We start from the raw sequence: 26,394 nt of genomic DNA, 5'->3' as shown, positions 1-26,394 counted from the left end.
CGGCGAAAGTGATATTGCGGGCGGATTATAGCTGCCTCAGCAGTTCGGGTGTCGGCCAGGCATCCGCAGGCAACCCCAGACGCCGCTGTTCGGCCTGCACGGCGGCGCGGGTCATCCGGCCCAGAATGCCATCAACCCCGCCCACATCATGGCCACGCGCCACCAGACGTTCCTGCAACTGGCGCATCTGATCCGGGCTTAACCCGTTTGTGGCACCGCCCGCATTATAGACCGGGGCGCCTTCCAGCCTCGTGGCGAAATAGGCCGCGGTGGTGACATAGACAAAGCTTTGGTTCCATTCAAAGAAGACGTTGAAATTCGGATAGGCCAGAAAAGCCGGGCCGTTGCGCCCCTGTGGCAGTAGCACCGAGGCAGGTAAATTTCCGCCCGGCAGGCTGCCGGAACGCGCGCGAATGCCTGCGGCCTCCCACTCGGATACGCGGCGCGTGGTGTCGAGACCGGTTGCCGCCCAGTCCAGATTGCCGGGCACGGTGACCTCGACCAGCCAGGGTTCATTGGCCCGCCAGCCCAGACTGCGCAGCATATTGGCGCCAGACAGCAACGCATCGGCGGGTGAGGTTTTCAGCGTCACATGCCCGTCGCCATCGCCATCGACCCCCGGGTCAGGATGTCTTCGGGCAGCATCTGCACCATGCCGATTTCGCCCGCCCAGGCCCCGGTTGTGGTGGCCGGATTGAAATCGCCGTTTTCGAACAGTTCAAGGGCTGCAAAGACCTGCGGGCGGAAAAGCTGCGGCCGGCGGCAATCATGGGACAAGGTGACAAGCGCGTTCAATGTGTTGAAATCGCCCTGAACCGCACCGTAATCGGTTTCCAGCGCCCAGAAGGCCAGCAGCACACCGCGCGAGACGCCATATTGCCGTTCGGCCACGTCAAAGACGCTGTCATAGCGCTGATCGTTGCGGGCACCATTGGTGATCCGGTTCTGGCTGATCACCCGGCGGGAAAACTCGGTGAAGGGCAATTGAAAGACGCCCTGACGCCGGTCGGCATTGATCACCGACTGGTCAAACCGGGCAGAACGGAAAAACGCATCGACATTTGCCTGGGAATGGCCCCGGCCAACCGCCTCTGCACGAAGGGCATCGACAAAGCTGCTGAATGAGCCGCCGCATTGCTGGGCAAATCCCGGGGCGGTGGTGAGCGTAAGGCTGAGGGCAAAAAAGGCCGTGGTTAGAAATCGCATGGGACAATCCTGTTTTAAAATCTGCCACAGCCTATCGCGTTTCGATTTGATTTTGAAATGTCTTTCGCCTTCGGCTCAAACACGAAAGCGGTGGCATCCGCATCCATGTAACCTGCGAAACGCATTCGCAAGGATGCCGGGCGGCGCAAACCGTCAGAAAAGCGCCAGACTGAAAACCAGTGCGGTCATCAGCGCCCATACCCGCCAGAGAACGCCTGTGGCGGCGTCAATGTCGCGGGCGCCGGGGTTGCGGGCCCCTTGCGCATTCACGAAGGGGAAATCCTTGCGTTCGCCGTGATAACTGCGCGGCCCGGACAGCGCGATGTTGAGAACAGCAGCCATCGCCGCCTCGGGCCAGCCCGCATTGGGGGAGCGATGCAGATACGCCTCCCGCCGGGCCAGATGCCAGGCCCGCGGATTGGCACAGGCCAGTGCAACCAGACAGGCGGTCAGCCGGGCGGGCAGCCAGTTCAGCACATCGTCCAGCCGCGCGGCGGCCTTGCCGAATTGTTCATATTGCGGGGTGCGGTGGCCGATCATGCTGTCAGCCGTGTTCACGATCTTGTAGATCAGAATGCCCGGCAGGCCGAGGGCAAGAAACCAGAACGCAGGCGCAATCACCCCGTCAGAGAGGTTTTCGGCGGCGCTTTCAATCGCGGCGCGGCTGATCTCGGCCTCTGACATATCGGCAGTATCCCGGCCGACAATCATGGCAACAGCCCGGCGCGCAGGCACAGGCCCATAGCGAAGGGCATCGGCCACCGCCTGGACATGCTGCACAAGGCTGCGCTGCGCCAGAAGGATCGCGGCAAGCAGAGTATCGACAATCTGCCCGGGCAGCGCCATCAGCCCAAAGCCAACCCCGCCGGCAAGGCCGACAAGCGCCAGAAGCAAGATCACCCCTTTAAGCTGTCGCCCGGCCCCCTGGTTGACCGTTGCATCGGCCCAACCCACGGCACGCCCCATCAGTACCGCCGGATGCGGAAGGCGGGACCAGAGCCAGCGGGGCTCACCAAAAGCGGCGTCAAGAAGAAGGGCGACAAACAGGGCCATGGAGTGTCAACTGCCGCCGGGCCGCGCCATCACCGCACTTGCCGCAACGGCCTTTTCAAGCCGGGGCCAGTGGTCGGGATGGGGCAGACCAAGGCGCAGCCAGGTCCTGTTATACGGGAAAATACGGGTCCAGATATGATGTTGTGCAAGCCGGGTTTGCCAGCTTTGCGCATTTGTCACCTCATAAGTGCGGAACAGGCTTGTCCCGCCCACAAGGCGCGCGCCCGTCTCTGTGAGCATCCGGTCCAGCCGGTCGGTCTCTTCCTTCAAGCGGCTGCGTGTATCCTCTGCCCAGCCCATGTCTTCCAAAGCCCGCGCGCCAATCTCCAATGCGGGGCCAGAGACCGGCCAGGGGCCAAGCGCGGCTTTGAGATCATCGGCGTTGACCCCTGATGCGCCATGATGGGGGCGCAGCATATCCGGGCGCCCGATTGCGAAGCCCAGACGCAGGCCCGCTAGCCCCCAGAATTTCCCGAAGCTTTTGATGACGATAACACCATCCTCGGCGGTCCGGGCCATGTGGCTCAACTCCGGCGCCGTATCGCAAAAGCTTTCATCGACAATGGTGATTGCCCGACCCCCGATCGCGGTGGCTTGTGTCAGGCGACCATCCGGATTGTTGGGATGCACATAGATATGGATATCAGCCTCGGGGCCCGGCGCATCGGCATCGGGTGAAACCGGGAAAGCCGCGCGCCATTCATTATAAGTGGGTTCGGGAATATAGGCCGCCATCGGGCTGGCACCCGCTGTGCATAGCACAGGGTGCAACCGGCGGATCAACGATGACGCACCGGGTGCGGCGATGATCATGGCACCATCGGGTACGTTCCAGAACGCGCGCGCGGCGGCAAGCAGACGGTCCATCGCCGCCTGATCCGGCAGAGCCGTCCACGCCCCGGCTGAAATCCCGTTCACCGGGTAGGGCACCGGGTTGATCCCGGTCGACAGGTCCAGCCAGTCAGCGCGGCTGCCGCCATAGCGGGCAATGGCGGCATCAAGGCCGCCACCATGATCAAGGGGTTGGGTCGCATCACGCATGACCCTTCGGCTTGAACCCGATTTTCAGGCGGCCTGCAATGCTTCTCGGCCATGGGGGGCCATCCAGTCGATCACCGGATTGATCGGCACGATCCGATGCGGATTAACGCTTTCATGGCTGTAATGGTAATGGCGCACGATATGATCGAAATTGATTGTGTCGGCGACACCGGGCCATTGATAAAGCTCCCGCGTATAGGCCCAGAGGTTCGGATAGTCGATCAACCGGTGCCGGTTGCATTTGAAATGCAGGTGATACACCAGATCGAACCGGACCAGCGTTGTCAGCAGCCGCCAATCGGCCTCTGTCACCTGACCGCCCGCCAGATAGCGGTTTTCAGACAAAATCCCCTCCACCCAGCCCAGCGTATCGAAAAGCGCGTGAACGGCGGTGTCATAAGCCTCCTGCGTGGTCGCGAACCCGGATTTGTAGACCCCGTTATTGATGTCGGAATAGATGCGGGCATTGATCGGGTCGATCCGGTCGCGCAGCGCTTGCGGGTAGAAATCCTGCGTATCGCCGGTGATCTCATTGAAGGCGGAGTTGAACATCCGGATGATTTCAGAGGATTCGTTTGAAACGATGGTGCCCTGCGTCTTGTCCCAGAGGATCGGCACGGTCACGCGGCCCGTCATATCCGGCCTGGCTTTCAGATAGATGTCGCGGGCGAAAGGCAGACCGAATTGCCGGTCGCCTGTGGCACCGTCAAAACCGGTCTCGAAGGTCCAGCCATCCGACAGCATATCGGGATGCATGACCGAGATATCTATATGCGGCTCCAGCCCCTTCAGGGTACGGAAGATCAGCGTGCGGTTGGCCCAGGGGCAGGCATGGGCGACATAAAGATGGTACCGCCCGCTTTCCGCCCTGAACCCGCCATCACCGGTTGGCCCCGGGCTGCCATCTACGGTGATCCAGTTGCGAAACTGCGCCTCCTGGCGTTTGAACGCACCGCCAGAGGATTTGGTGTTATACCAGTTGTCCTGCCAGGTTCCGTCAACAAGCAATCCCATATCGGCCGTCCTTACATCCTGTGGTCACAGCTTTCAGGTAGTGTCACCCGCCGCCCGAGGGAAACCGGAATCCGCGCAGAGGCATATCTGCATGGCTGCACATCCCACTGTGGCACGGCTGCGACGATTGCCCCCGTTTGGCAGAGACATGTTGACGGTAAAGGTGGTTGCGGCATGTTAACCTTATCTGGGATAGGATGCTGCCATGACTGATTTCCTGCCGAAAGACGTGCTGGAAGGGCTGAAAGCCGCCCGCAAGCGTGACCTGAAACGCCGGGCCCATCGCCGCGTTCATGTCGGTGATGAGGTCTATCCGATCCTTGACTATGGCGAGGATGGGTTTGCCGTGGATGCCGAAACCGCCCCGCGTTTGCGGGGGCTGGTCGATATATATGACGGGCCAAGGCATCTGTATCAGGCGCTGATCATGGCCTCGGCGCATGAAGGCGATTTGATGCGCTATGAATACAAACGCAACACCCCCGCCGCCGATCACCCCCCGGTGGATTTCGAACATCCCGATCTCAGTGCCATCGCCCTCTTGTCTGACCGGTCCGGAAAGACATAGGCGATTCGTCCGGCCGCCTGTCAGGGCGGCGGAACTTGCACAATTATTGCGCGAAATGATCGGGCTACCCGATAAACTCCGATCAAACCCGCTGTATGATGACAAAACTGCGAAGTCTTTTCGGGAACCGTCCTCTAATCTTGCGCGACGCCTTACACCCGTTTCGGAGAGTGCAACATGATCAAGACCCCCTATCTTCTGTTTCTGGGCGACGCGCCTGATGATCTGGCAGCAAAGGTGGCGCGCGGTATCCGGGACTGGCGACCGGATAATTGCGTGGGTCAGATCAGAATGGCAGGGTGTCAGGCAGATGTGGGTCTGCCCGATATGACCCTGGCCGAGGCGAAAGCGGCGGGTGCGAAAACCGTTGTCGTGGGGGTGGCCAACCGCGGCGGGGTAATCTCGGCGGCGTGGAAAAAGGTGCTGGTGATGGCGCTGGAGGAAGGGTTCGACCTTGCCTCGGGCCTGCATAATCTGTTGCGCGATGAAACCGATCTGGCCGCCGTGGCCAAGGCGACGGGCCGGGCCCTGCATGATGTCAGGGTGCCCGACACTGCCTATCCGATTGCCAATGGCATCAAACGTACCGGCAAGCGCTGTCTGGCTGTCGGCACCGATTGTTCGGTCGGCAAGATGTATACCGGGCTTGCCATGGATCAGGAGATGATGGCGCGGGGCCTGAAATCAAGCTTTCGGGCCACCGGGCAGACCGGCATTCTGATCACCGGCAATGGCGTGCCGCTGGATGCGGTGGTTGCCGATTTCATGGCCGGTGCCGTTGAATGGCTGACCCCCGATAATGACGATGATCACTGGGATCATATCGAGGGGCAGGGCAGCCTGTTCCATGTCTCCTATTCCGGGGTCACCATGGCGCTGATCCATGGCGGGCAGCCCGATGCGCTGATCCTCAGCCATGAACCGACGCGCAGCCATATGCGGGGTTTGCCGGGTTATGATCTGCCCGGGCTTGAGGCGCTGCGGGATATGGCCCTGCCACTGGCACAGATCGCCAACCCGGCCTGCGCGGTGGCGGGCATTTCCGTCAACACCGCCGCAATGGCAGAGGACGAGGCGCTGACCTATCTGGCCGAGGTGGAAACCCGCATGGGCTTGCCCACGGTTGATCCGTTCCGTCAGGGGGCCGGGCGGCTGGTTGATGCCCTGACAGTCCTGTGATTTCGGTTACGCCCGACAGGTTACGCCTGGCCGAGGTTTTCACCATCGCGCGCGGGTCGCGAAGCGAGGCGCAGGTGCTGACCGCGCGGGTGATCCGCGACGGGATCATCGGTCAGGGGGAATGTTTGCCGTATGCGCGTTATGGCGAAACGCCGGAAACTGTGACGGCCCAGATCGAAGACCTGCCGCCGGATATCTCGCGCCAGGATTTGCAGGATGCCCTGCCTGCGGGGGCCGCACGGAATGCCGTTGACTGCGCCTTGTGGGACTGGCAGGCGAAACAGACCGGTGTGCCGGTCTGGCAGCTTGCCGGCCAGCCCCGGCCAAAGGCCCAGACCACGGCCTTTACCCTGTCGCTCGACACAGCCGAAAACATGGAAGCCGCTGCGGCGAAACACAGCGCCCGGCCCCTGCTGAAAATCAAACTCGGCACTCCGGAAGACATGCCCCGGCTGGAGGCCGTGCGCCGGGGTGCCCCCAAATCGCGCATCATCGTCGACGCCAATGAGGGGTGGAGCGCAGAGGTCTATACCGATCTGGCCCCGCATCTGTTGCGGCTGGGGGTCGAGATGGTGGAACAACCCCTGCCCGCCGGGGCGGATGATCTTCTACAGGAGATTGAGCGGCCGCTGCCCGTCTGCGCCGATGAAGCCTGCCATGACCGGGCCAGCCTGCCGGGTCTGGCGGGCAAATACGATATGGCCAATATCAAGCTGGACAAGACCGGCGGCCTGACCGAGGCGCTGGCCCTGCGACAGGCGGCCGAGGCCAAGGGCTACAGGATCATGGTGGGCTGCATGGTCGGATCATCCCTTGCGATGGCCCCGGCGATGCTGGTGGCACAGGGCGTCGATCTGGTCGATCTGGACGGGCCGCTTTTGCTGGCCGAAGACCGTGACACGCCGCTGGTCTTCACCGGCAGCACGATTGCCCCGGCCCGGCCCGAGCTTTGGGGGTGATGACCTCACGCGGATGACCTCACGCGCGCGGATGACCTCACGCGACTGTGCGGTGCAATCCGAGAGCCAGCGCATCAGGATTGCGCCGGAACACCCAAAGGATATTCTTGCCATGCGCTTTCTTGCTTTGCTTCTGACCTTTCTTGCCGCCAGCCCCGCCCTGGCCTGTGGATCCGACACTGATTGCGTGATCGGGGACCGTAGCTATCGGCTTTATGTGCCCGATGGGCTGGGGGCCACGCCGATGGGCGCAATTGTCTATGCCCATGGCTATCGCGGCAGTGCCGCAAACGCGATGCGCAACCCCTCGCTCAGGGCGCTGGCCGATGATCTGGGAATGGCCATCATCGCCCTGAAATCCGCCGGTGATGACTGGAACCTGGCCCATCGCCCGGCCAATCCGGGCCAGAGCGAAGCGGCGGAATACAGCTATGTTGCCGCCGTGCTGGAGGATGTGGCCCGGCAAATCCCGCTTGATCGCGACCGCCTGGTCTCCACCGGCTTTTCCGCAGGGGGATGATGACCTGGACCCTGGCCTGCGGCATGTCCGAAAGCTTTGCGGGTTTTGTGCCGATGTCAGGCACATTCTGGGCACCTGTTCCTGACAACTGCCCCACACCGCCCGCCAGTCTGGTGCATATCCATGGCACCGAGGACGGGGTGGTGCCGCTTGGCGGCCGCCCGATCGCGCAGACCAGACAGGGCGATGTGCTGACCGCGCTTGCGCTTTACGCGGATCATGGGCGGTTTACCGAGACGGGAACCGTCACCGCGCCGGGCAACATGACCTGCCGCCAGTCACAAAACCCCGCCGGTCAGCTGCTTGATTTCTGCACTTTCCCCGGCGGTCACAGCTTTTCCGCCACACGCCTGAATTATGGCATTCACCGGGTGCTTGACCTCTGACATTGGCTTGACAGAAACACCCCTGCCAGCGCAGCTGTGCGGGACAGGAAAAGGAAGATTGCACATGTCCCGTATTGTCTATGTGAACGGCACATACCTGCCCGACGAACAGGCCACCATATCCATCTTTGACCGGGGGTTTCTGTTTGCAGATGGCGTCTATGAAGTGACCAGCGTGCTGGATGGCAAGCTGATCGACTTTGACGGGCACGCGACACGGCTGCAACGCTCGTTGAGCGAGCTGGACATGAACACGCCGGTCACGATGGAGACATTGCTGGAGATCAACCGCGAGTTGGTGGCCCGCAATGACATCACCGATGGGCTGGTCTATCTGCAGATCACCCGGGGTGCCGCCGCCGACAGGGATTTCGCCTTTCCCGATCCGGACACGCCGCCGACCATCGTGCTGTTCACCCAGAACAAACCCGGCCTGGCCGACAGCCCGGCTGCGAAAACCGGGATCAAGGTGATCTCGATCGAAGATCAGCGCTGGGGCCGGCGCGACATCAAGACGGTGCAGCTTCTCTACCCCTCGATGGGCAAGATGATGGCCAAGGCGGCAGGCGCCGATGATGCCTGGATGGTCGAAGATGGCGCGGTGACCGAGGGCACCTCGAACAATGCCTATATCGTCAAGGGCAACACCATCATCACCCGGCAGTTGAGCCATGATATCCTGCACGGGATCACCCGCGCCGCCGTGTTGCGCTTTGCCCGCGAGGCGCAGATGAAGGTGGAAGAACGCGCCTTCACGGTGGAGGAGGCGAAAGCGGCGGATGAGGCATTTGTCACCTCGGCCAGCAGTTTTGTGATGCCCGTGGTCGAAATGGATGACGCGCCAATCGGCACCGGCACCCCCGGCCCGGTGGCAGCCCGCCTGCGGGAGATCTATCTGGAGGAAAGCCGCAAAACCGCCATCTGATATCCGCGGGTCAGGACTGGTGTTACGACGGGCCCGACCAATCCGGGTCTTTTGCCACCAGTTCGACCGTATTGCCTTCGGGGTCTTCGGTGAACACCCCGCGCCAGCCGGTCCAGTCAAACAGCTCCACCCGGTAATTCAGGCCTTTGGCCTCATACCAGGCCATCACCGCCTCCTGCTCGGCAAAGGGCAGGGAGAGTGCGATATGGTGCAGCGAGGATTTTGCGCCGGTTTCCGGCCTGTCCGGTTCCGTCGGGTGAGGCCCGGGATTCCGGCTCAGGGCCTTGTCGAACAGGGCCAGCACGGCGGTGTGGCCGCCAAACCCCTCGGCAATGCGGAAAAAGACAATCCTGTCGCGGGTGCCGCCGGTCATTCTTTCCAGCCCCAGAATCTCTTCGTAGAACGCGACCATCGGGGCCAGATCGTTGCAGCGAATGGCAATTTCCCCCAGGCCACGCACCTGAAACCCGCGTGTCATCCGGCTGTTCCTTTCCCGCCATTCACCGCAATTGCTGCAATATCCGCAGCGAGGCGTAGCCATCGGGTATTGCGCCGATCGAGGCCTGATAGCGGCGCACCGCCTCAATCGTTTCGGGGCCGACAATGCCGTCGATCCCGTTGGTCGTAAAACCGGCCCGCGTCAGACGGCGCTGAAGCTCTTCGCGTTCCCCGAAACTAAGCGCCCGGTCGTCCCGGGGCCAATTGGCGCGAAAGCCGGGGCCGCCGGTGATCCGGTCTGACAAATGGCCCACGGCAATCACATAGGCATCAGCGGTGTTATAGCGTTCGATCACGTGGAAATTGTTGAAGATGACCAGGGCCACCCCCTCGGCCCCCGCAGGCAGCAGGATCGAAGAGGGGCCATGATCGGGCAGCGGGCGGCCATCGCTCAGGCGCACGCCCATGTCATTCCAGTGGCGCGCATTGCGTTTGATCCGCTCCCCGCTTTGGGCATAGTCGAAGCCGCGCGGCAGGGTCACCTCCATCCCCCAGGGCTGGCCTTGGGTCCAGCCGAAGCTGCGCAGATAATTCGCGGTCGAGGCCAGAGCATCCGCCGGGTTGTCCGACCAGATGTCGCGCCGACCATCGCCGGTCAGATCCACCGCATATTCCAGATAGCTGTTGGGCATGAATTGCGTATGGCCCATCGCACCCGCCCAGGACCCGGTCATCTGTTCCGGCTGCACATCGCCGGATTGCAGAATTTGTAATGCATCCAGCAATTGCGCCTCGAAAAACGCCTGCCTGCGGCCTTCATAGGCCAGGGTGGCCATGGCCTCTATGATGTTGGTATCGCCGCGGATATTCCCATAGGCGCTTTCCAGCCCCCAGATCGCGGCGACCACCTCGGCCTCCACCTGATATCTGCGTTCCACCTGTTGCAGTATCTGCTGGTATTGCGTCAATGCGTTGCGCCCGTTGCGCACCCGTGTGTCGGAAACGGCGGTATCCAGATAGTCCCAAAGGGCGCGGGAGAATTCTGACTGGTTTCGGTCCCGCTCGATAACAGTGCTGTTCAGGTGAACATCGCGAAAGGCGCGATCCAGGGTGGCTTGCGTGATGCCAGCCGCACGGGCGCGGGGCTGAAACGCCTGAATCCACTGCCGAAACCCGGCATCATCAGCGGTGTCCTGAGCCAGAGATATCTGCTGTACAGGCGAGGTAAGGCTGCGCGCAACCGGGCGCAGGGATGCACGGCTGGCCAGATCCGCCTGCTGTGTGGAAACGGTGACCGGCAAAGACGCCGGGCGCTGAGCCGGGCGTTGCGAGACATCCGGGGGCAGTGCCAGAGACGCGGCTGACCACATGCTGAAAAGAATACCGAATCCGGCCCATGCCCCACGCATAGCTGCCCCTGTCATATTATTGCTCTGCTCGGGTGCAGTATAACGCGATTGGCCCGGGGCAAGAAGCGGAATGCAGAGGCATGGGCGGGCAGTTGCCGGGTGTGGGATAGGTTTTAAACCACGGGACTGAAATTCTGCACCACATATGCATTACACAGAGGGCCGCGCCCGAACCGAGGGGCAGGAAGCGAAGCGCCCGCGCCCCTTGGGGGCGGTTCGGGCGCGGCCCGGCGGTGCCGCCGGGCAGGAGGGTGATGCGGGGTGGTGCAGAAGTTCAGTCCCGTGGTTCAGGTCTTGAGGTGATGGGAAAGGGGCCGGTTCTGACCTGCGGGGTTTGTCCGAAGATTGCCATTCATCTTGCGGATCACAGGCTGCTATTGGCCTCTGTTGTTCCAAGGCCCGCCCTTGGTAAGGTGTTGCTGGCCAGACCCATAAGGACGCCCATGAAGTCGCACTTGCCCCCTCTCCGCTCGTTACAGGCATTTGAAGCGTTTGGCCGTTTGGGTTCGATCGCGGGTGCAGCGCAGGAATTGAATGTGACCCCGGGCGCCATCAGCCAACACCTTAAGGCACTGGAAAATCACGTTGGTGTTCAGATCATTCTCAAAGATGGCCGCAAATCGGTTCTGACCAGTGTCGGGCGATCCTATTTCGAATTGCTTGCTTCCGGATTTGATCGGTTCGCAAAAGCCCAAACCTTGATTGAAGAGGCGAAGACCGGGAAGGATTTGAGGGTTTCCGGGCTTCCAACATTGCTTCTGAAATGGCTCAACCCGCATCTTCAGACATTTCAGACATCCGCCAAAGAGGTTCCTGTCAGGCTTGTGTCAACATATGCGGAGCCTGACCGTCTGATGATCGGGGAGATGTTTCGCCTGACATATGGCGCAGTCGCCAGACAATACCCATATTTCCGGGAGTTGTTTACGGATATATGTTTTCCCGTCTGTTCACCTGAATTCGCAGACAGGCATCCGCATGCAATGACCTTGCACGGGTTAAGGGATCTGCCGTATTTCGAGATTGACTGGGGCCCAAACTATCCAAACGTGCCGCGTTGGCGCGATTGGTTCTTGCATCATCAGACAGACCCGCCTGACAACCGCCCGGTTTCGGTTCACTCGCTTTCCGGCTCTGCATTGGAAGCGGCGGCGGCAGGTCAGGGCGTTGTGCTGGCCCAGCATTCATTCGCCAGGCTTGACCTGATGCATGGAAGGCTGGTCCGGTTGTCAGAGAAATCTCTCCCCATGCCTGAGCCTTACTATGTGTGCTGGGGGGAGCATACGCTTGAACAACCCGCCGCAAGAGAATTCCTTGTCTGGCTGGAGGGTCTGGCTGCCGGGCTGAGTCAGACATAGTTTAGAAAAAATAATGTTTATATATTTTTCTTCTCACCCGCCAAAATGCAGACTGCGCTAAACCCTTGGGAAACTGGAGCAGAGGATATCACCCATGTTTCTGAAAAATGCCTGGTACGTCGCGGCCTGGGATCATGAAATCACCAGAGAACTGCAACAAATCCTCGTCCTGGGTGAAAAAATCTGCGTGTTTCGTACCCGGGATGGGGAATTGGTTGCCCTTGAAGACGCGTGTCCCCATCGCAAGTTGCCACTGTCCAAGGGCCGTCTGAAGGATGACCAGCTGGAATGCGGCTATCATGGGCTCACATTTGACTGCGCAGGAAAATGTGTCTGGGCCCCGGGCATGGGCCGCATCCCTTCCAATGCCAAGGTTCATGCCTTTCCGTTACATGAAAAATACGGGCTGGTCTGGATTTGGATGGGCAATCCGGCACTGGCTGACCCGAACGACATTTTTGAGATCGAAAATTACGATGATCCCAACTGGGGGATCAATCGGGGCGCGGCCATGGAACTGGACTGCAATTACCTTTTGATGTGCGACAATCTGCTTGATCCGACCCATGTCGCATGGGTGCATGAAAGCAGTTTTGCCGCAGATGCGACCAAGGACACGCCACTTCGGATCACCAAGACCGATGATGGCATCATTGTTCACCGCTGGATGATGGATCATGAGCCCGCCCCGTTCTACAAGAAAGTCGTCGAGTTTTCGGGCAATTGTGACCGGCTTCAGCATTACGAGGTGCGCTACCCTTCTCATGCGTTGATAAAGGCTGTTTTCACACCCGCCGGAACAGGCGGGCCGGACGGCCCGCTGCACGAAAAGACTTTCGTGATGGACAGCTACAATTTCATGACGCCGACGACAGACGGCAAGACGCGCTATTACTGGTTCCAGCTGCGCAATATCCGGCCGGACGATGAAGCCCTGTCAAAGATGATGAGTGAAGATGTCCAGCACGCATTCGAAGAAGATCGGGCTGTTCTCAATGAGGTGCAGATCGGAATGCGCGAAAAACGCTCACCCCATATTGATTTGCCGATTGATGGCGGGCAACTCCGGTTTCGCCGTAAGCTGCAGGCCATGATCAATGAAGAGCAGGAAGTCGATCTGCAAATGGCGGAGTAACCTCTGCGATTGGTCCGCCCGGCGTCGCTGAAAATACCTGCGCCATTGCCACCAACGCGAACCTGATCAGCGGCGTTTGCGCAGGGTTTTCTTTTTGCCTTTTGCCGCTTTGGCGCGGGACTGGCCGGCTTTGCGCCGTGGGGGTTTGCCGCGTCGCGCATTGGCAGGGCCGTGGCGCACGGTCTCTCCATCTATGGAAACCAGGTCCAGCGTCAGCCCGCCGGTGACGGGCACAGCCTCGGCCAGTTTCACGGTTACCTCCTGACCGATGCCGATGATCAGCCCGGTATCGGCCCCCATCAGGGTTTGCGCCTCGGCATCATGGTGGAAATATTCCCGCCCCAGGGCGCGCATGGGCAACAGCCCGTCAGCCCCGGTTTCCGCCAGTTTCACAAACGCCCCGAAACGGGCAATGCCAGAGATGCGCCCGGTAAACTCTGCCCCCACGCGATCTGACAGATAGGCCGCAAGATAGCGGTCATTGGTGTCGCGTTCCGCCACCATCGACCGGCGCTCGGTATCCGAGATATGTTTGGCCGTGTCGTCAAACCGGTCAATCTCTTCCGAGCTCAACCCGTCACGGCCCCAGCCATGGGCGCTGACCAGCGCCCGATGCACGATCAGATCCGCATAGCGCCGGATCGGCGAGGTGAAATGAGCATAGGATTTCAACGCCAGGCCGAAATGGCCGAAATTCTCTGCATTGTAATAGGCCTGCTGCATGGAGCGCAGGGTAGAGATGTTGATCAGCTCGCTGAACTCTGTGTCATCGGCGACGCTTAGCAACGCATTCAGATGGCGGGTTTGCAGAACCTGCCCCTTGGCAAGGTTGAAGCCCGAGCTTTGGGCGGTTTCGCGCAGGCTTTCCAGCCTCTGCGGGTCCGGCTCTTCATGGACGCGAAACAGAAGCGGCGTGCGTTTGGCGATCAGGGTTTCGGCTGCGGCGACATTGGCCAGCACCATGAATTCCTCGATCAGCTTATGGGCGTCCAGCCGGTCTTTGAACGCAACGGACGTCACCTGACCCGCATCGCTGAGCATGATCCGGCGTTCGGGCAGGTCCAGTTCCAGCGGTTGCCGGGTGGCCCGGGCGCGTTTCAGGGCACCGTAAGCGGCATAAAGCGGCGCGATGACCGGCTCCAGCAGCGGCTGACATCTGTCATTGGGCGCGCCATCCTGTGCCTGTTGCACCTCTTCATAAGTCAGCGAGGCGGCAGAGCGCATCAGCCCGCGATGAAAGCTGTGGCCAAGCTTGTTGCCCTCGGCGTCGATCACCATGCGGGCGGCGATACAGGCGCGCGGCACCCCTTCATGAAGCGAGCAGAGATCACCTGACAGCCGGTCGGGCAGCATCGGCACAACCCGGTCGGGGAAATAGGTGGAATTGCCGCGTTTCCGGGCCTCCCGGTCGAGGGCAGAGCCGGGGCGAACATATTGGGCCACATCGGCAATGGCGACCCAGATGACAAAACCGCCCTTGTTTTTCGGGTCGTCATCCGCATGGGCATAGCAGGCATCATCATGGTCGCGGGCATCGCCTGGGTCGATGGTGACCAGCGGCATGTCGCGCAGATCCTCACGACCCGACGACAGGTCTGCGGGTTTGGCGGCGTCTGCCTCTGCGATCACCGGATCGGGGAAAGCGTCTGGGATGCCATGTTCATGGATCGCGATCAGGCTGACGGCTTTCGGCGCACCGGGGTCGCCCAGCCGGTCGGTGACACGCGCGCGCGGCAGGCCCATGCGGGTTTTCGGACCCGCCTGTTCCGCCTCCACCAACTCCCCGTCTTTGGCGCCATGGGTGGCATCCGCGGCGACCACCCATTCCCTGTCGCTGCCCTTGGCGATCGGCACGATGCGCCCGCCCTCGGCAGAGCTGCGGAAAATGCCCAGAAGCTTTCGGGGGTTGGTGCCGATCCGGCGGATCAGACGGGCGATATACTGGTGGTCTTCACCACGGGTCTCTTGCAGACGGGCGAGAATACGGTCCCCCGCCCCCAGCGCCGGATCGGTTGCGCGGGCCGAGAACAGGATGCGCGGTTCCGGCCCCTCCCCATGCCATTCCAGCGGTCTGGCGAACAGATCGCCCAGATCATCGGGGGGCAGCATTTGCAGCACCGAGACCGGCGGCAGTTTATCCGGGTCGCGATAGGTTTTGCGGCGCTTTTCCAGATGCCCCTCCTGCTCCAGCTCACGCAGGAGACGTTTCAGGTCGATCCGTGCCGCGCCCTTGATGTGAAAGGCCTTGGCGATATCGCGTTTGGAGGTCTGGCTGGGATGCTCGGCAATCCAGGCGAGGATGTCTGATTTTGTGGGGAGGCGGCTCATAAAGGGGAGGTAGCACGGGCGGCGGCGCGCGTCATGCGGGAAGTGATGGCTGATAAGCGATGGTGCAGAATGGAACGTTTTCTCTCTAAGCCGGACGGATGGCGTGGTTTTGTGGGTCCGCAGTCTCCCCCGGGCAAGTGTGTTTATGAAGTATGCTGATATGGTCTGTTTTCTCGGATCATTGCGTTTAGGATGGTGAGCAATTTGCGCGTGACGGCGATGATTGCCTGTTTTGGTGCTTTTCCTTTGGCTTTGAGCCGCTGGGCAAAGGCGCGCAGGTTTGGATCGTGGCGTGCAGCACTCAGGCCGGCCATGTATAGCACGTCGCGCAGCGCTTTTCGGCCGCCACCGATGCGTCGTTTTCCGCAGCGCAGCCCGCTATCGCGCGATATCGGAGCCAGGCCCGCCAGCGCCGCAGCCTGGCGCGGTGTCAGCCCGCCAAGTTCGGGCATGTCTGCCAGAAGGGCGGTGGCCGAGACCGGCCCCACCCCCGGTGCCGTCCGCAACAGCTCAGCCTTCCCGCGCAAATCCGCAGATGCCGCAATAAGCTTGGCAATGGCGGCTTCGATCTGCAGAATTTCTCGCCGCAACAGACGCAGAACCCGCTGGGCAGAGGCGCGCATCGCAGCATGGGACGTCTGGGTCAGGCGGGTCTTCTCGCGTTTTGCATCCTCCACCAACTGGCGGCGACGAAGCTGCAAGGCCTTGAGCCGGATCACCTCTTCCCTCTCGGGAGGGCAGTCCGGCAGGTCCAGCCGTGTTGCCATCTGGCGCAACACGCCTGCGTCCACCCGGTCGGTCTTGGCCAGACGACCCAGGCTGGTGGCAAAGGCCCGCGCCCGCCGTGGATTGATGCGGATCGCACGGACACCTGCCCGGGCCAGCGCGGCGCGCAACGGCGTTTCATATCCCCCCGAGGCCTCAAATGCCACGCGCCCGCCCTGGGCGGCAACGCGCCGCGCGAAGGCCTCCAGATCCCTGTTGCCAACCCGTTCATGGCCACCAGGCCCCGCAACATCAATCCAGTTCTTTGCCACATCGACACCAAATACATTTTCCATCATGATACCCCTGTTCCAGTCGAACGGAGTCAGCGCCAACTGCTCCAATCAAGTGTGCAGGACAAACCATTGCGGGCGGGGCTCAGACCCGGAGACGATGCCTCTGATCCCTCAGAGAATCTGGATATTTGGGAAGCAGAGAAGCGGGGGCGCGATGGAAGATCGCTGTTCTGTCGTACTTTGGTCAAATTGCGATGGAAGCCTGCCGTGCAATGCAGATTTGTCATGATGAGGATTCGGATGGTCCGGCATGTCGCCGTTTTTGTGGATGGAGAGAATATTTCAGCCAGCCATGCAGCATTCATTCGCAACCACGCGCAAAGCGTAGGCGGGCTGGATGTGTTGCGGGTTTACGGCAATGCATGCAAGTATCCTAAATGGCAGGATCAGCCGGGCTATCGCTTTGTCCATTCCGGTACGGGCAAGAATGCAACCGATCTGCTGCTGGCCATTGAGGCCATGGAACACGCCCTGACCCGCCCCTGCGATTGCGTGGTCATTGCCAGTTCCGACCGTGATTTCACCCATCTGGCCCAGCGCCTGCGCGAACGCGGTCTGACGGTGATCGGGATCGGGGAGGCAAAAGCGCCGGAAGTGTTTCGTGCTGCCTGTACGGCTTTCGAGGAATTGGCGCAGAGCGCAAGGCATACCACAGCACTTGACCATAAAATCCGTGAGGTCATCGAAGCAAACAACAGCAATGGGCAGGGCATACCGATCGGGTATCTTGGCGGGATCATGCATTCCAAACAGGGTATTCGGATAAGCACATATCCCGAGCGCAACTGGCGCAACTATCTGAGCAACCGCACCGAATTATATGATCTGGATGCCCGTGGCCCGGACGCGAAAGTGCGTTTCAAGCCGGAAGGCTTTGCCTGACGCTCAAAGCGCCGGTTTCTTCTGCAGAAGCGGCATCACATCCGCCATTTCAGGGCCCCGTTCCAGACCGGTCACCGCCTTGCGAAGTGGCATGAACAGGGGTTTGCCCTTGCGGCCTGTGGCCTGTTTCACCGCCCCGGTCCAGTCGGCCCATGTGTCTGCCGTATAGGGCAGGTCCGGCAGCATCGCGAAGGCCTCGGCCACGAAGGCGCGGTCTTCATCGGCCACCAGAGGTGTGGCCCCGTCACGAAACAACGCCCACCAGCCCGCCAGATCGGCGCGGGTGGTGATATTGGCGCGTGCGACGGTCCAGAACGGGTCTGCCAGATCATCGGGCACGCCAAGGGCCGCCACATCCGCCGCCACAGCACTCAGCGGCAGCGTATGCAGATAGCGCCCGGTCAGGGGGTACAGGTCTTCCACATCGAATTTCGTCGGGGCCGAACCGAAATGACCCGGATCGAAGCCTTCGGCCAGTTCCTCCAGCGAGCCTGCCAGTTCGACCGGCTGCGACGATCCGATCCGCGCCATATGGGACAGAAGCGCCATCGGCTCCACACCGTTTTCGCGCAGATCGCGCAACGCCAGCGTGCCGAGGCGTTTCGACAGCGCTTCGCCCTGCGGCCCGGTCAGGAGAGAATGATGGGCAAAGGCGGGCAGCCTGCCGCCCAGTGCCGCGATGATCTGAATCTGCGTCGCGGTATTGGTCACATGGTCCGAGCCGCGCACCACATGGGTGATGCCCATTTCGGTGTCATCCACGACCGAGGCCAGCGTATACAGCACCTGCCCGTCGCCCCGGATCAGCACCGGGTCACTGACGCTGGCTGCATCAATGCTGAGATCGCCCAGAATACCATCGGCCCATTCGATCCGACCCCGGTCCAGCAGAAAGCGCCAGACGCCCTGCCCCCGCTCGGCCCGGAGCGCGGCTTTCTCTTCCTCCGACAGGCCCAGCGCGGCGCGGTCATAGACCGGCGGCTGCCCCATATTCAGTTGCTTCTTGCGCTTCAGGTCCAGTTCCACCGGCGTCTCGAACGCCTCGTAAAACCGGCCCTTGGCGCGCAGATCATCTGCCGCTGCCGCATACCGATCCAACCGGTCCGACTGCCGCTCAACCCGGTCCCATGTCAGGCCCAGCCATTCCAGATCTTCCTGAATCGCATCGGCATATTCGGGCTTTGACCGCTCCGGATCCGTATCATCAAGACGCAGAATGAACTGCCCGCTCGCCTTCCGCGCAATCAGGTAGTTGAACAGGGCAGTGCGCAGATTGCCCACATGCAGATAGCCGGTGGGCGAGGGCGCAAAACGGGTGACGGTCATTGAAGCCTCCAGAACTGGGCCGATGCTGTTTCACAGGCTGTGCATTTTGTCCATATGGGCGCCGGGCAGCGGGCAGATCACCCACAGAACGGGATCAGAATTCCAACCCGCCCGCGACAGATATATGCGCCGCCAATCCGTGCAGGCCGGTGACCAGACAGGTCAGGCGCGTTCGGAATATTCCATGGTTTCGGTGTTCACGATGATATCTTCATCCTGACCGACAAAGGGCGGCACCATGATTTTCACCCCATTGTCGAGGATCGCGGGTTTGAAACTGTTGGCGGCGGTCTGGCCTTTCACCACCGGCTCGGTCTCGACAATCCTGCAGGTGACTTTCTGGGGAACGGTCGCGTTCAGCGCCTCTTCCTCGTAAAACTCCACAACAATGGTCATGCCATCCTGCAGGAACGGGCGGCGGTCGCCCAGCAGATCCGCAGGCAGTTCAATCTGCTCGTAGGATTGCGTATCCATGAACACCAGCATGCCATCGGATTCATACAGGAATTGCTGGTCTTTTTGTTCCAGCCGCACCCGTTCAACCTTGTCCGCTGACCGGAAGCGTTCATTCAGCTTGGAGCCATTGCGCAGGTTTTTCAGCTCCACCTGGGCAAATGCACCGCCCTTGCCCGGTTTCACATGATCGACCTTCACAGCCGCCCACAGACCGTCATTATGCTCCAGCACATTACCGGGGCGAATCTCGTTTCCGTTGATCTTTGGCATTGTTCGAAACCTTGTCAAAACCGAGGCAAAAGCTTGAGAATTTCTGGATTCGTCCTATATCTGGCGGGTTAAGGGGTGGCAATACACCGGGTTCAGTACGGCCCTTTATCAAGCCATGCGCCTACCGAATAACACATATGCGCAATTTGCAACACAGAATCGCCCAACAAACGGGCATAAGAGACGTCACGCCGAAAATGCAAGAGCAATAAAGGACGACGAAATGCGAGATTTCGTTGATGGCACTGCCTTCAACTTTGAACAGGGCCAACGGTCGCGAAAGCTGTTTGCCGCTGTTGTGCTGGCCGCGTTGGATGACGCGATTGCCGATGACAAGAAATATGGAAACGGCCCGGAGCAGATTGCCCGTTGGGCCCGCTCACGCGATGGGCGCGAAGTACTGTCCTGTGCGGGCATTGACCCCAATGAACGGGTTGTGTCGGGCCTGATGGCCTTTGTCGGAAACGGTGTGCGGACCTCTGTTGCGCTCAGCCGTGAAGAAAGTGAACGCCGGAACCAGGCGGAAGCCGCCTGAGACCAGACTGACGAAGCTGAGTGAAAAGCGTGTCCTTGGGGGCACGCTTTTCGCGTTTCAGGGGGGCGTTTGTAAAATACGCGCCAAGGGCCGGGCCGGGTTCGGGAGCTGGCGGGGCCAGTGTGATGGCCCGGAATATCTCTCTCAACTCGTCCGGTTGCGCGGCCTCGACAAGCAGGCCCGAACCGACCTGACAAACCGCTATACGGCTGGGATATGGCAGAAAATACCGGAAATCTTCGCCATCCTCTCGTTTTTTTGCCCCATTTGCTGTTTAACTGGGGGCGAACCCGGGGGTGATGTTCAGAAAAAGCGGCCAAAGCCGCGCAATTTGCCCCGGCCCGAGCAGAGATAACCGCCAAGGGGCGATATGGCCAAGCACCGCTATACGATTCTGTCGATGATGAAAAATGAAGGCCACTGCCTTCTGGAATGGGTTGCCTATCATCACCTGATGGGCTTCGACAATATCTGTGTCTATACCAATAACTGCACCGACGGCACCGATAAGATGCTGATCCGATTGCAGGAAATGGGGATCACCCAGCATTTCCCCAATGAGGTGCCGGAGGGCAAGAAACCCCAGCCCAATGCGCTTAATCTGGCGCAATCAAACCCTGAGATTTGCGACAGTGACTGGATCCTGACCATGGATGCAGACGAGTTTGTGAATATCAAAACCGGCGATGGCAGTGTGGATGCGCTGATGGCGGCGATGCCCGATGATATTGACGCGATCAACATCACCTGGCGGTTCTTCGGGTCAAATGATCTGACACCCTGGAACCCGGGGCTGGTCACCGAAAGCCTGACCCGCGCCGCGCCCGATGCGTTCAAGAAAGGCTGGGGCGTGAAGACCATGTTCCGCCCTTATGATGAGATGAAAATGGGCATCCACCGCCCGCATATCAAAAAGGCCAAACTTTACCCTGATCGCCCCCGCGCGATGATGGCACAGAGATGGGTCAACGGGTCGGGCAAGGAAATGGCCAATGATTTCAAGCTGTCCGGCTGGCGCTCTACCAAGCCGACCCTGGGCTATAATCTGGTCGAAATGAACCATTATGCGGTCAAAAGCTATGAGGCCTATCTGTTGCGCCGGATGCGCGGCAATGTGAACAACAAGGAAGACAAATATAACGCCAATTACTTCGCCATTTTCGACCGTAACGAGATTGAGGTCAGAGGCGCCGCCGATCGCGCGCCTGCGGTGCGCGCGAAAATGGATGAATGGCTGAAAGACAAAACACTCGCCAAGCTGCAAAAAGACGCCATGGCCTTCCATGAGGCACAGGTAACCAAACTGCGCAAGACCGGCGAATACGACACATGGCTGGCCTCGTTGAAAGAGGCCGGCAAGCTGACGATCGAAGGTCTGGACGAGGTGCTGTTCACCCTCCACCTGCCGTTGAAATACCAACAGGTCGTGGCGCAGCTGCGCGAACGCGGCGTGCCTGACAAAGCCATCGCCAAGATGATCAATGCCGCCCAGACCGGCCGCAAATCCGCAGCCCGGCGTGAAATGCAGGATGTTGCTGCGGATGGTGAAAACACGGTCGGGGATATGGCGGATGACACGCCTGTCCGCGAAGACCCGGACAAAAGCGGCAAGACCGCCGAGGAAATCACCGACGAGATCATGGCCAAGCTGACGGCGCCGAACCCCCGCCGCGAGGCCCGCATGGCCCAGAAAAAGGCCGATGCCGAGGCCAAAGCAGCCGCCAAGACGGTGAAACCGGGCGCACCCATTATGACGCTGAAAGCCCCTGACCAGCCAGTGGTGACCCGGGCCCAACACGCGCAGGCCGCCGCAGGCAATGCCCTGTCAATCCGCCCCCGCCCCGCCACTGCACCGGGGTTCAAACGCCTTGTCGTCTCGACGATGAAAAACGAAGGGCCTTATATCGTTGAATGGATCGCCCATTACCTCAATCTTGGGTTTGACGGGTTTGTGCTTTACTCCAACGATTGTTCAGACGGCACCAATCTGATCCTGAATCGTCTGGATGCGATAGGGGTCGTCAAACATTTCGACAACCCGCTTGGGCCGCGCATGGACCCGCAACGCCGCGCCTATTCCCGCGCCAACAAGCTGGAGATTGTGCGGCAGGCCGATTGGGTTCTGATTGCTGATGCAGATGAATTTCTGAACATCCATACCGGCGATGGCAGTCTTGATGCGCTGCTGGAGGCCCTGCCCGACAATACCGATGCGGTATCCCTCAACTGGCGGCTTTTTGGCTCAGCCGGGGCCAAACATATGGATCCGGCCCCTGTCACCCAACGGTTCACACGCGCCTGCAATGTGGAAGAGCCCGAAACCGGGCTGGTCTGGGGCTTCAAGACATTGTTCCGACCCGCCAGCTTTGACTATTTTGGTGTCCACCGCCCGAGGTTTCACAAAACCCGCGAGGTCAAACCGGATGAGGTCACATGGGTCACCGCCAGCGGCACGCCGATTGGCGATAAATATCTCAGATCCGGCTGGCGGTCGAATGCGCGTGTGGTCAGCTATGAGTTTGGTCAGGTCAACCATTACGCCGTGAAATCGCGTGAGGAATTCATGCTGAAAAAGCTGCGCGGTACGGCAAATTCCAAAGACAAGGGCCGGATCGACCTGAGCTATTGGGACAAGTTCGACCTGAACACTTTCGAGGATACAAGCATCCGATCAGGTGACTTGCAGGGCCGGATCGACAATCTGCTGTCCGATACAGAATTGCGCGTGCTGCACGAGGCCAGCCTGGATGTATCGCTAAGAAGGATTGACGATCAGATGCAGGAAGAAGAGCAGCGGGCATTTGTTGACGGAAAAATGCACATGACCAAGGACGCCGCAGAGTAGAATCTGCATCACAAAATCCCTGCCAGGAAACTACTTTCTACAGCACCCCGCCTTTACCTTGAGACATGATGTATCGCCAATATCCTCAGAACGCCGAAGGCGTGACAGGGTATGGGTGATGCAGGTTTAAGGCGTCAGCCCAAAATTCCCCAACACATATGCATTGCGCGGAGGGCAGAGCCCGAACCGAGGGGCAGGAAGCGAAGCGCCCGCCCCGTGGGGGCGGTTCGGGCGCTGCCCGGCGGTGCCGCCGGGCGGGAAGGTTGATGCGGGATGGTGCAGAATAAACGATTTCTCTTCAAAAGCACCTAAAACGCGTGGGCCTGTCCATCCCAGGTTTCAAAGACACCTGTGGTTGCAACGCTCAGCGTATCAAATCTTTCAATCAGTCCGCTCGCGGACTGATCCGCGGTGATATCCGCCCCGCCGCCGCCCATATCTGTCTGCACCCAACCGGGGTGATAAATGCCCACGGACATCCCCTCCGGCGCCAGATCATGGGCCAGATTACGGCCAATATTCAGCGCTGCCGCCTTGGAGGCACGATAGGCGTATGTCCCGCCCGTGCTCCGGGTGGAACTGCCCATCTGGGATGAAATGATCGCGATTTTTCCGGCCTCACCGGCCCGCAGATGCGGCAGAAACGCCTGAATTGTCAGGAATACGCCGGTGACATTCACCGCCAGCGTATCGGCCCAGATCTTGGGCGCATAGCCGGTTTCCAGACCCTCGCGCCGGTCATGCAGGACACCGGCATTGCAGACCAGCAAATCCAGAGCCCCTTGAACCCGCCCTGCCAGCGCAATGATCGAAGCCGGGTCAGAGATATCAGCCTGTTCCCACTGCACATTGTCCAGCGGTGTGTCGCTGCGGGTCGTGGCAATCACCTGATCCCCGCGCGCTGCCATCTGCGCGACCAGCGCCAGACCCACACCCCGATTGGCCCCGGTGACCAGCACCCGCATCTCAGTTGCTTTTCGCTTTGGGCACGCCCGGAACCGGGGCGATGGGCACACCATCCTCGATCAATGCGCGGGCGTCTTCGGGCTTGGCTTCCCCGTGGATCATCCGCGCAGGTGCATCACCCAGATGGATCGCACGGGCCTCATCGGCGAATGTGCCGCCGACATAGGTGGAGTGTTTCTCAAGATGGGTACGTATGGATTTCATCGCATGTTCCATCGGTGTCTCGGGCGTGCTGAGCGAGACCGGTGCAGGCGTGGCGGGCAGGTCAGGTTCCGGCGCGACCATCCCGCCGCCCTTTTTTGTCACCCGTGGCGCCATCACCGCCTTTTTCACATCTTCACTGCCACAGATCACACAGGCCACAAGGCCCCGCCCCGCCAAGGCATCAAATGCCTCAGCCGACTGGAACCAGCTGTCAAACGCATGCCCATCGGCACATTTCAGCGAATATCGGATCATGATCGCGTCAACCTATGCAAATTCCATCTGCAATCAAACCCCTGACATCAGCGCAGCAAGGTTGGGTCGAACTCTCGCAAAATTTGCTTGAGTTCCAGCTCTTTCACACGCGCCGCTGCCTTTTTGGGCGAGAACCATTTGCGGTTGCGCAGCCCCGCCTCGGGGTAATCCGAATCTAGGCGTTTCACCTCAACCGGAAACACGGCAACGATGCAGGACAGGTCAGGCTGATCTGCCATATGTTTGGTGTAGGAATAGATGCCGATACAATGGTCATGGACATTGCCTTTGACCCCCCCCTCTTCCCAGGCCTCAAGGGCGGCGGCATCCGCAGGGGTCAGCCCGTCCATCGGCCAGCCTTTGGGGATGATCCAGCGTTTGGTATCGCGCGAAGTCAGCAAAAGAAGCTCGACACCTTTTTTGCGTTTGCGATAGCAAAGCGCCGCGAATTGGGTACGTGTATCGCGTTTGCGAACCCCCACCATCTGCAAGGGGGCCTGTAATGTTCTTTGACTGCCCATATATCGGTTTACCATTCCTTCTGACACACAGCATATGTGATTTTCCTCAAAAGGCCAGTTTATCAAGCTATTGTGACATCCACACTTACGCAGGCTTCCTTTCGAACCATGATCAATGCCCCCGTTGCAGCCGAGCTTGAGAAGAGACCGCCACACTCTGCGCCGTTGTTCCTCGGGTCCGAGATTTATCGCAGTTCCAGCTATGGGCAGTGGCATCCGCTGCGGGTGCCGCGTGTGTCAACTGTCATGGATCTGAGCCGTGCCATGGGGTGGCTGCCGGATGCGCAGTACCGCACCTCCCCCCGTGCCAAACCGAAAGCCCTGCATGTCTGGCACACGCCCGAATACATCGCCGCCCTGGAACAGGCCGAGCGGGACCAGAATGTCACCGAGGTGATGCGCACCCGTCACGGGCTTGGGACGGTCTCGAACCCGGTCTATGCCGAGATGTTTCGCCGCCCCTGCACCGGGGCGGGCGCATCCCTTCTGGCAGGCGAATTGCTGGCCAAGGGTGGTGTGATCTACCACCCGGGCGGCGGCACCCATCACGGGATGCCCGACCGGGCAAACGGGTTTTGTTACCTGAATGATCCGGTTCTGGCGATGCTGTCCGTGCGGCGGGCCGGGGCAAGACGCATCGCCTATGTGGATATCGACGCCCATCACGCCGACGGGGTGGAGGCGGGCTTTGCGGGTGATCCCGACACGTTGCTGATTTCGGTTCACGAGGAACGCAGGTGGCCCTTCACCGGGACGCTGGATCAGGATGGCGGCGGCAATTGCCTGAACCTGCCTGTCCCAAAAGGCTTCAACGATACCGAGATGGCGTTTATCCGCGATGCGCTGATCCTGCCGGCACTGGCCGCGTTCCGCCCCGATGCGCTGGTCCTGCAATGCGGGGCAGATGCGGTGACCGAAGACCCGCTGTCGCGTCTGACCCTGTCAAACAACGCCCATTGGCAAATGCTGTCCGGGCTTATGGCCCTGAATGCCCCGCGCCTTCTGGTGCTTGGTGGTGGCGGCTACAACCCATGGTCGGTGGGGCGGCTTTGGACCGGGGTCTGGGCGACACTGAACGGGGTTGAGATCCCCGAACGGGTGACACCAGAGGCCGAGACGGTGCTGCGCGCGCTGACATGGGACAAGGCAAGAGCCGGGAAAACACCCCCCGCCCACTGGTTCACCACGCTGCGCGACCACTCACGGCCCGGCGCGCTTCGCCCCGAGATCAAAACCCGGGTGGAGCATCTTCTGCATCGACCGGCGGCGCGCGGGCAAATTCCGAGGTAAAAACTCAGGATTGACATGTCCTAGTCTTTTGCTCAGGATTGCGCCATGAGCCAACGGGAGATACCCATGACCTTTCATTCCTCGGTCAATACCGACGAGCCTGCTACGCGCCTCCCCAATCCTGACATGCCTGTGCATGACGCGCGCAAGCTGACCGGCGACGATGGAACCACAGCACTGATCGTGCTGGATGACAAAACCTACACTTTGCGTATCACACGGGCAGGCAAGCTGATCCTGACCAAGTGACCCGCGATTGATACC

At 60.4% G+C, this 26,394-nt stretch carries 25 protein-coding genes and 1 pseudogene; 13 read left to right on the top strand and 13 right to left on the bottom strand.

What is annotated here, in order from left to right; all coding sequences use genetic code 11:
* Nucleotides 1–25: 25 nt before the first annotated feature.
* The 4 genes and pseudogenes from E2K80_RS14445 to E2K80_RS14430 all read right to left on the bottom strand — a co-directional run bounded on the left by E2K80_RS14445 (nucleotide 26) and on the right by E2K80_RS14430 (nucleotide 4,314).
* Nucleotides 26–1,206 (bottom strand): annotated as a pseudogene (locus E2K80_RS14445) (lytic murein transglycosylase).
* Between the two features lie 153 nt (nucleotides 1,207–1,359).
* Nucleotides 1,360–2,259, bottom strand: a complete 900-nt coding sequence (gene cbiB / locus E2K80_RS14440) for an adenosylcobinamide-phosphate synthase CbiB (RefSeq protein WP_135375632.1) — start codon at nucleotides 2,257–2,259, stop codon at nucleotides 1,360–1,362.
* Nucleotides 2,260–2,265: 6 nt separating this feature from the next.
* Nucleotides 2,266–3,300 carry a threonine-phosphate decarboxylase gene (locus E2K80_RS14435; RefSeq protein ID WP_135375631.1) on the bottom strand — a complete coding sequence of 345 codons (1,035 nt, stop codon included), beginning with the start codon at nucleotides 3,298–3,300 and terminating at the stop codon, nucleotides 2,266–2,268.
* Nucleotides 3,301–3,324: 24 nt separating this feature from the next.
* Nucleotides 3,325–4,314, bottom strand: coding sequence for a glutathione S-transferase family protein (locus E2K80_RS14430; protein ID WP_135375630.1), 990 nt, complete (start codon nucleotides 4,312–4,314; stop codon nucleotides 3,325–3,327).
* A 205-nt stretch (nucleotides 4,315–4,519) separates the two neighbouring features.
* On the opposite strand from E2K80_RS14430, the gene E2K80_RS14425 reads away from it, so the two are divergent.
* From E2K80_RS14425 to E2K80_RS14405, 6 genes are all read left to right on the top strand, one after another.
* Nucleotides 4,520–4,882, top strand: a complete 363-nt coding sequence (locus E2K80_RS14425; RefSeq protein WP_135375629.1) for a hypothetical protein — start codon at nucleotides 4,520–4,522, stop codon at nucleotides 4,880–4,882.
* Between the two features lie 177 nt (nucleotides 4,883–5,059).
* Nucleotides 5,060–6,061: an N-acetyltransferase DgcN gene (dgcN, locus tag E2K80_RS14420; RefSeq protein ID WP_135375628.1), complete on the top strand. Its 1,002-nt coding sequence runs from the start codon at nucleotides 5,060–5,062 to the stop codon at nucleotides 6,059–6,061.
* A complete protein-coding gene (dgcA, locus tag E2K80_RS14415; RefSeq protein ID WP_135375627.1) occupies nucleotides 6,058–7,020 on the top strand; it encodes an N-acetyl-D-Glu racemase DgcA in 963 nt (320 codons plus the stop codon). The genes dgcN and dgcA overlap by 4 nt, the downstream gene beginning before the upstream one ends.
* Nucleotides 7,021–7,033: 13 nt before the next feature.
* Nucleotides 7,034–7,540 carry a PHB depolymerase family esterase gene (locus E2K80_RS19655; RefSeq protein ID WP_238475554.1) on the top strand — a complete coding sequence of 169 codons (507 nt, stop codon included), beginning with the start codon at nucleotides 7,034–7,036 and terminating at the stop codon, nucleotides 7,538–7,540.
* A complete protein-coding gene (locus E2K80_RS19650; protein WP_238475553.1) occupies nucleotides 7,540–7,926 on the top strand; it encodes a hypothetical protein in 387 nt (128 codons plus the stop codon). The genes E2K80_RS19655 and E2K80_RS19650 overlap by 1 nt, the downstream gene beginning before the upstream one ends.
* Before the next feature lie 64 nt (nucleotides 7,927–7,990).
* Nucleotides 7,991–8,851: a D-amino-acid transaminase gene (locus E2K80_RS14405; protein ID WP_210405394.1), complete on the top strand. Its 861-nt coding sequence runs from the start codon at nucleotides 7,991–7,993 to the stop codon at nucleotides 8,849–8,851.
* 22 nt (nucleotides 8,852–8,873) lie between these two features.
* Here the strand turns inward: E2K80_RS14405 and E2K80_RS14400 are convergent, their stop codons facing one another.
* Together E2K80_RS14400 and E2K80_RS14395 are read right to left on the bottom strand one after the other, a co-directional pair.
* Nucleotides 8,874–9,329 carry a VOC family protein gene (locus E2K80_RS14400; protein WP_135375625.1) on the bottom strand — a complete coding sequence of 152 codons (456 nt, stop codon included), beginning with the start codon at nucleotides 9,327–9,329 and terminating at the stop codon, nucleotides 8,874–8,876.
* Between the two features lie 22 nt (nucleotides 9,330–9,351).
* Nucleotides 9,352–10,698, bottom strand: coding sequence for a lytic murein transglycosylase (locus tag E2K80_RS14395; protein ID WP_135375624.1), 1,347 nt, complete (start codon nucleotides 10,696–10,698; stop codon nucleotides 9,352–9,354).
* Nucleotides 10,699–11,141: 443 nt separating this feature from the next.
* On the opposite strand from E2K80_RS14395, the gene E2K80_RS14390 reads away from it, so the two are divergent.
* Nucleotides 11,142–12,056: a LysR family transcriptional regulator gene (locus E2K80_RS14390; RefSeq protein ID WP_168193202.1), complete on the top strand. Its 915-nt coding sequence runs from the start codon at nucleotides 11,142–11,144 to the stop codon at nucleotides 12,054–12,056.
* A 94-nt stretch (nucleotides 12,057–12,150) separates the two neighbouring features.
* Nucleotides 12,151–13,191, top strand: coding sequence for an aromatic ring-hydroxylating dioxygenase subunit alpha (locus E2K80_RS14385; protein ID WP_135375622.1), 1,041 nt, complete (start codon nucleotides 12,151–12,153; stop codon nucleotides 13,189–13,191).
* A gap of 66 nt (nucleotides 13,192–13,257) precedes the next feature.
* Here the strand turns inward: E2K80_RS14385 and rnr are convergent, their stop codons facing one another.
* Entirely contained in the window at nucleotides 13,258–15,519 is a 2,262-nt protein-coding gene (gene rnr, locus E2K80_RS14380) for a ribonuclease R (protein WP_135375621.1), read from the bottom strand.
* A 143-nt stretch (nucleotides 15,520–15,662) separates the two neighbouring features.
* Nucleotides 15,663–16,583 carry an IS110 family transposase gene (locus E2K80_RS14375; protein WP_135375620.1) on the bottom strand — a complete coding sequence of 307 codons (921 nt, stop codon included), beginning with the start codon at nucleotides 16,581–16,583 and terminating at the stop codon, nucleotides 15,663–15,665.
* Between the two features lie 237 nt (nucleotides 16,584–16,820).
* On the opposite strand from E2K80_RS14375, the gene E2K80_RS14370 reads away from it, so the two are divergent.
* Nucleotides 16,821–17,462: an NYN domain-containing protein gene (locus E2K80_RS14370; protein ID WP_135375619.1), complete on the top strand. Its 642-nt coding sequence runs from the start codon at nucleotides 16,821–16,823 to the stop codon at nucleotides 17,460–17,462.
* Between the two features lie 3 nt (nucleotides 17,463–17,465).
* On the opposite strand, the gene gltX is transcribed toward E2K80_RS14370, so the two are convergent.
* Both gltX and efp read right to left on the bottom strand, forming a co-directional pair.
* Complete coding sequence (gltX, locus tag E2K80_RS14365; protein ID WP_135375618.1) at nucleotides 17,466–18,788, bottom strand: glutamate--tRNA ligase; 1,323 nt, start codon at nucleotides 18,786–18,788, stop codon at nucleotides 17,466–17,468.
* 162 nt (nucleotides 18,789–18,950) lie between these two features.
* Nucleotides 18,951–19,514: an elongation factor P gene (gene efp, locus E2K80_RS14360; protein ID WP_135375617.1), complete on the bottom strand. Its 564-nt coding sequence runs from the start codon at nucleotides 19,512–19,514 to the stop codon at nucleotides 18,951–18,953.
* A 223-nt stretch (nucleotides 19,515–19,737) separates the two neighbouring features.
* On the opposite strand from efp, the gene E2K80_RS14355 reads away from it, so the two are divergent.
* Together E2K80_RS14355 and E2K80_RS19645 are read left to right on the top strand one after the other, a co-directional pair.
* The gene (locus E2K80_RS14355; RefSeq protein WP_121899636.1) at nucleotides 19,738–20,049 is read left to right on the top strand and encodes a DUF6280 family protein; all 312 of its coding nucleotides are present in this window, start codon (nucleotides 19,738–19,740) and stop codon (nucleotides 20,047–20,049) included.
* 370 nt (nucleotides 20,050–20,419) lie between these two features.
* Nucleotides 20,420–22,894: a glycosyltransferase family 2 protein gene (locus E2K80_RS19645; RefSeq protein ID WP_238475552.1), complete on the top strand. Its 2,475-nt coding sequence runs from the start codon at nucleotides 20,420–20,422 to the stop codon at nucleotides 22,892–22,894.
* A gap of 308 nt (nucleotides 22,895–23,202) precedes the next feature.
* On the opposite strand, the gene E2K80_RS14340 is transcribed toward E2K80_RS19645, so the two are convergent.
* The 3 genes from E2K80_RS14340 to E2K80_RS14330 are packed head-to-tail and all read right to left on the bottom strand — an operon-like array spanning nucleotide 23,203 to nucleotide 24,855.
* Nucleotides 23,203–23,859, bottom strand: coding sequence for an SDR family oxidoreductase (locus E2K80_RS14340; protein ID WP_135375616.1), 657 nt, complete (start codon nucleotides 23,857–23,859; stop codon nucleotides 23,203–23,205).
* Between the two features lies 1 nt (nucleotide 23,860).
* Nucleotides 23,861–24,319: a DUF1178 family protein gene (locus E2K80_RS14335; RefSeq protein WP_135375615.1), complete on the bottom strand. Its 459-nt coding sequence runs from the start codon at nucleotides 24,317–24,319 to the stop codon at nucleotides 23,861–23,863.
* A gap of 47 nt (nucleotides 24,320–24,366) precedes the next feature.
* On the bottom strand, nucleotides 24,367–24,855 hold the full coding sequence (locus tag E2K80_RS14330) for an NUDIX hydrolase (RefSeq protein WP_238475551.1): 489 nt from the start codon (nucleotides 24,853–24,855) through the stop codon (nucleotides 24,367–24,369).
* Between the two features lie 93 nt (nucleotides 24,856–24,948).
* On the opposite strand from E2K80_RS14330, the gene E2K80_RS14325 reads away from it, so the two are divergent.
* Together E2K80_RS14325 and hemP are read left to right on the top strand one after the other, a co-directional pair.
* A complete protein-coding gene (locus E2K80_RS14325) occupies nucleotides 24,949–26,130 on the top strand; it encodes an acetoin utilization protein AcuC (RefSeq protein WP_135375614.1) in 1,182 nt (393 codons plus the stop codon).
* Between the two features lie 66 nt (nucleotides 26,131–26,196).
* Complete coding sequence (gene hemP / locus E2K80_RS14320; RefSeq protein ID WP_135375613.1) at nucleotides 26,197–26,379, top strand: hemin uptake protein HemP; 183 nt, start codon at nucleotides 26,197–26,199, stop codon at nucleotides 26,377–26,379.
* Nucleotides 26,380–26,394: the final 15 nt, after the last annotated feature.

The sequence above is a fragment of the Rhodophyticola sp. CCM32 genome (assembly GCF_004751985.1).
Lineage (GTDB): Bacteria > Pseudomonadota > Alphaproteobacteria > Rhodobacterales > Rhodobacteraceae > Rhodophyticola.
This window is presented reverse-complemented; position numbering and strand designations above follow the sequence as displayed.

Bases quoted from the DNA above. Each gene is read 5' to 3' on its own strand.
- cbiB (WP_135375632.1), bottom strand. From the start codon at position 2,259: ATGGCCCTGTTTGTCGCCCTTCTTCTTGACGCCGCTTTTGGTGAGCCC.
- E2K80_RS14435 (WP_135375631.1), bottom strand. From the start codon at position 3,300: ATGCGTGATGCGACCCAACCCCTTGATCATGGTGGCGGCCTTGATGCC.
- E2K80_RS14430 (WP_135375630.1), bottom strand. From the start codon at position 4,314: ATGGGATTGCTTGTTGACGGAACCTGGCAGGACAACTGGTATAACACC.
- E2K80_RS14425 (WP_135375629.1), top strand. From the start codon at position 4,520: ATGACTGATTTCCTGCCGAAAGACGTGCTGGAAGGGCTGAAAGCCGCC.
- dgcN (WP_135375628.1), top strand. From the start codon at position 5,060: ATGATCAAGACCCCCTATCTTCTGTTTCTGGGCGACGCGCCTGATGAT.
- E2K80_RS19655 (WP_238475554.1), top strand. From the start codon at position 7,034: ATGACCTCACGCGCGCGGATGACCTCACGCGACTGTGCGGTGCAATCC.
- E2K80_RS19650 (WP_238475553.1), top strand. From the start codon at position 7,540: ATGACCTGGACCCTGGCCTGCGGCATGTCCGAAAGCTTTGCGGGTTTT.
- E2K80_RS14405 (WP_210405394.1), top strand. From the start codon at position 7,991: ATGTCCCGTATTGTCTATGTGAACGGCACATACCTGCCCGACGAACAG.
- E2K80_RS14400 (WP_135375625.1), bottom strand. From the start codon at position 9,329: ATGACACGCGGGTTTCAGGTGCGTGGCCTGGGGGAAATTGCCATTCGC.
- E2K80_RS14395 (WP_135375624.1), bottom strand. From the start codon at position 10,698: ATGCGTGGGGCATGGGCCGGATTCGGTATTCTTTTCAGCATGTGGTCA.
- E2K80_RS14390 (WP_168193202.1), top strand. From the start codon at position 11,142: ATGAAGTCGCACTTGCCCCCTCTCCGCTCGTTACAGGCATTTGAAGCG.
- E2K80_RS14385 (WP_135375622.1), top strand. From the start codon at position 12,151: ATGTTTCTGAAAAATGCCTGGTACGTCGCGGCCTGGGATCATGAAATC.
- rnr (WP_135375621.1), bottom strand. From the start codon at position 15,519: ATGAGCCGCCTCCCCACAAAATCAGACATCCTCGCCTGGATTGCCGAG.
- E2K80_RS14375 (WP_135375620.1), bottom strand. From the start codon at position 16,583: ATGATGGAAAATGTATTTGGTGTCGATGTGGCAAAGAACTGGATTGAT.
- E2K80_RS14370 (WP_135375619.1), top strand. From the start codon at position 16,821: ATGGTCCGGCATGTCGCCGTTTTTGTGGATGGAGAGAATATTTCAGCC.
- gltX (WP_135375618.1), bottom strand. From the start codon at position 18,788: ATGACCGTCACCCGTTTTGCGCCCTCGCCCACCGGCTATCTGCATGTG.
- efp (WP_135375617.1), bottom strand. From the start codon at position 19,514: ATGCCAAAGATCAACGGAAACGAGATTCGCCCCGGTAATGTGCTGGAG.
- E2K80_RS14355 (WP_121899636.1), top strand. From the start codon at position 19,738: ATGCGAGATTTCGTTGATGGCACTGCCTTCAACTTTGAACAGGGCCAA.
- E2K80_RS19645 (WP_238475552.1), top strand. From the start codon at position 20,420: ATGGCCAAGCACCGCTATACGATTCTGTCGATGATGAAAAATGAAGGC.
- E2K80_RS14340 (WP_135375616.1), bottom strand. From the start codon at position 23,859: ATGCGGGTGCTGGTCACCGGGGCCAATCGGGGTGTGGGTCTGGCGCTG.
- E2K80_RS14335 (WP_135375615.1), bottom strand. From the start codon at position 24,319: ATGATCCGATATTCGCTGAAATGTGCCGATGGGCATGCGTTTGACAGC.
- E2K80_RS14330 (WP_238475551.1), bottom strand. From the start codon at position 24,855: ATGGTAAACCGATATATGGGCAGTCAAAGAACATTACAGGCCCCCTTG.
- E2K80_RS14325 (WP_135375614.1), top strand. From the start codon at position 24,949: ATGATCAATGCCCCCGTTGCAGCCGAGCTTGAGAAGAGACCGCCACAC.
- hemP (WP_135375613.1), top strand. From the start codon at position 26,197: ATGACCTTTCATTCCTCGGTCAATACCGACGAGCCTGCTACGCGCCTC.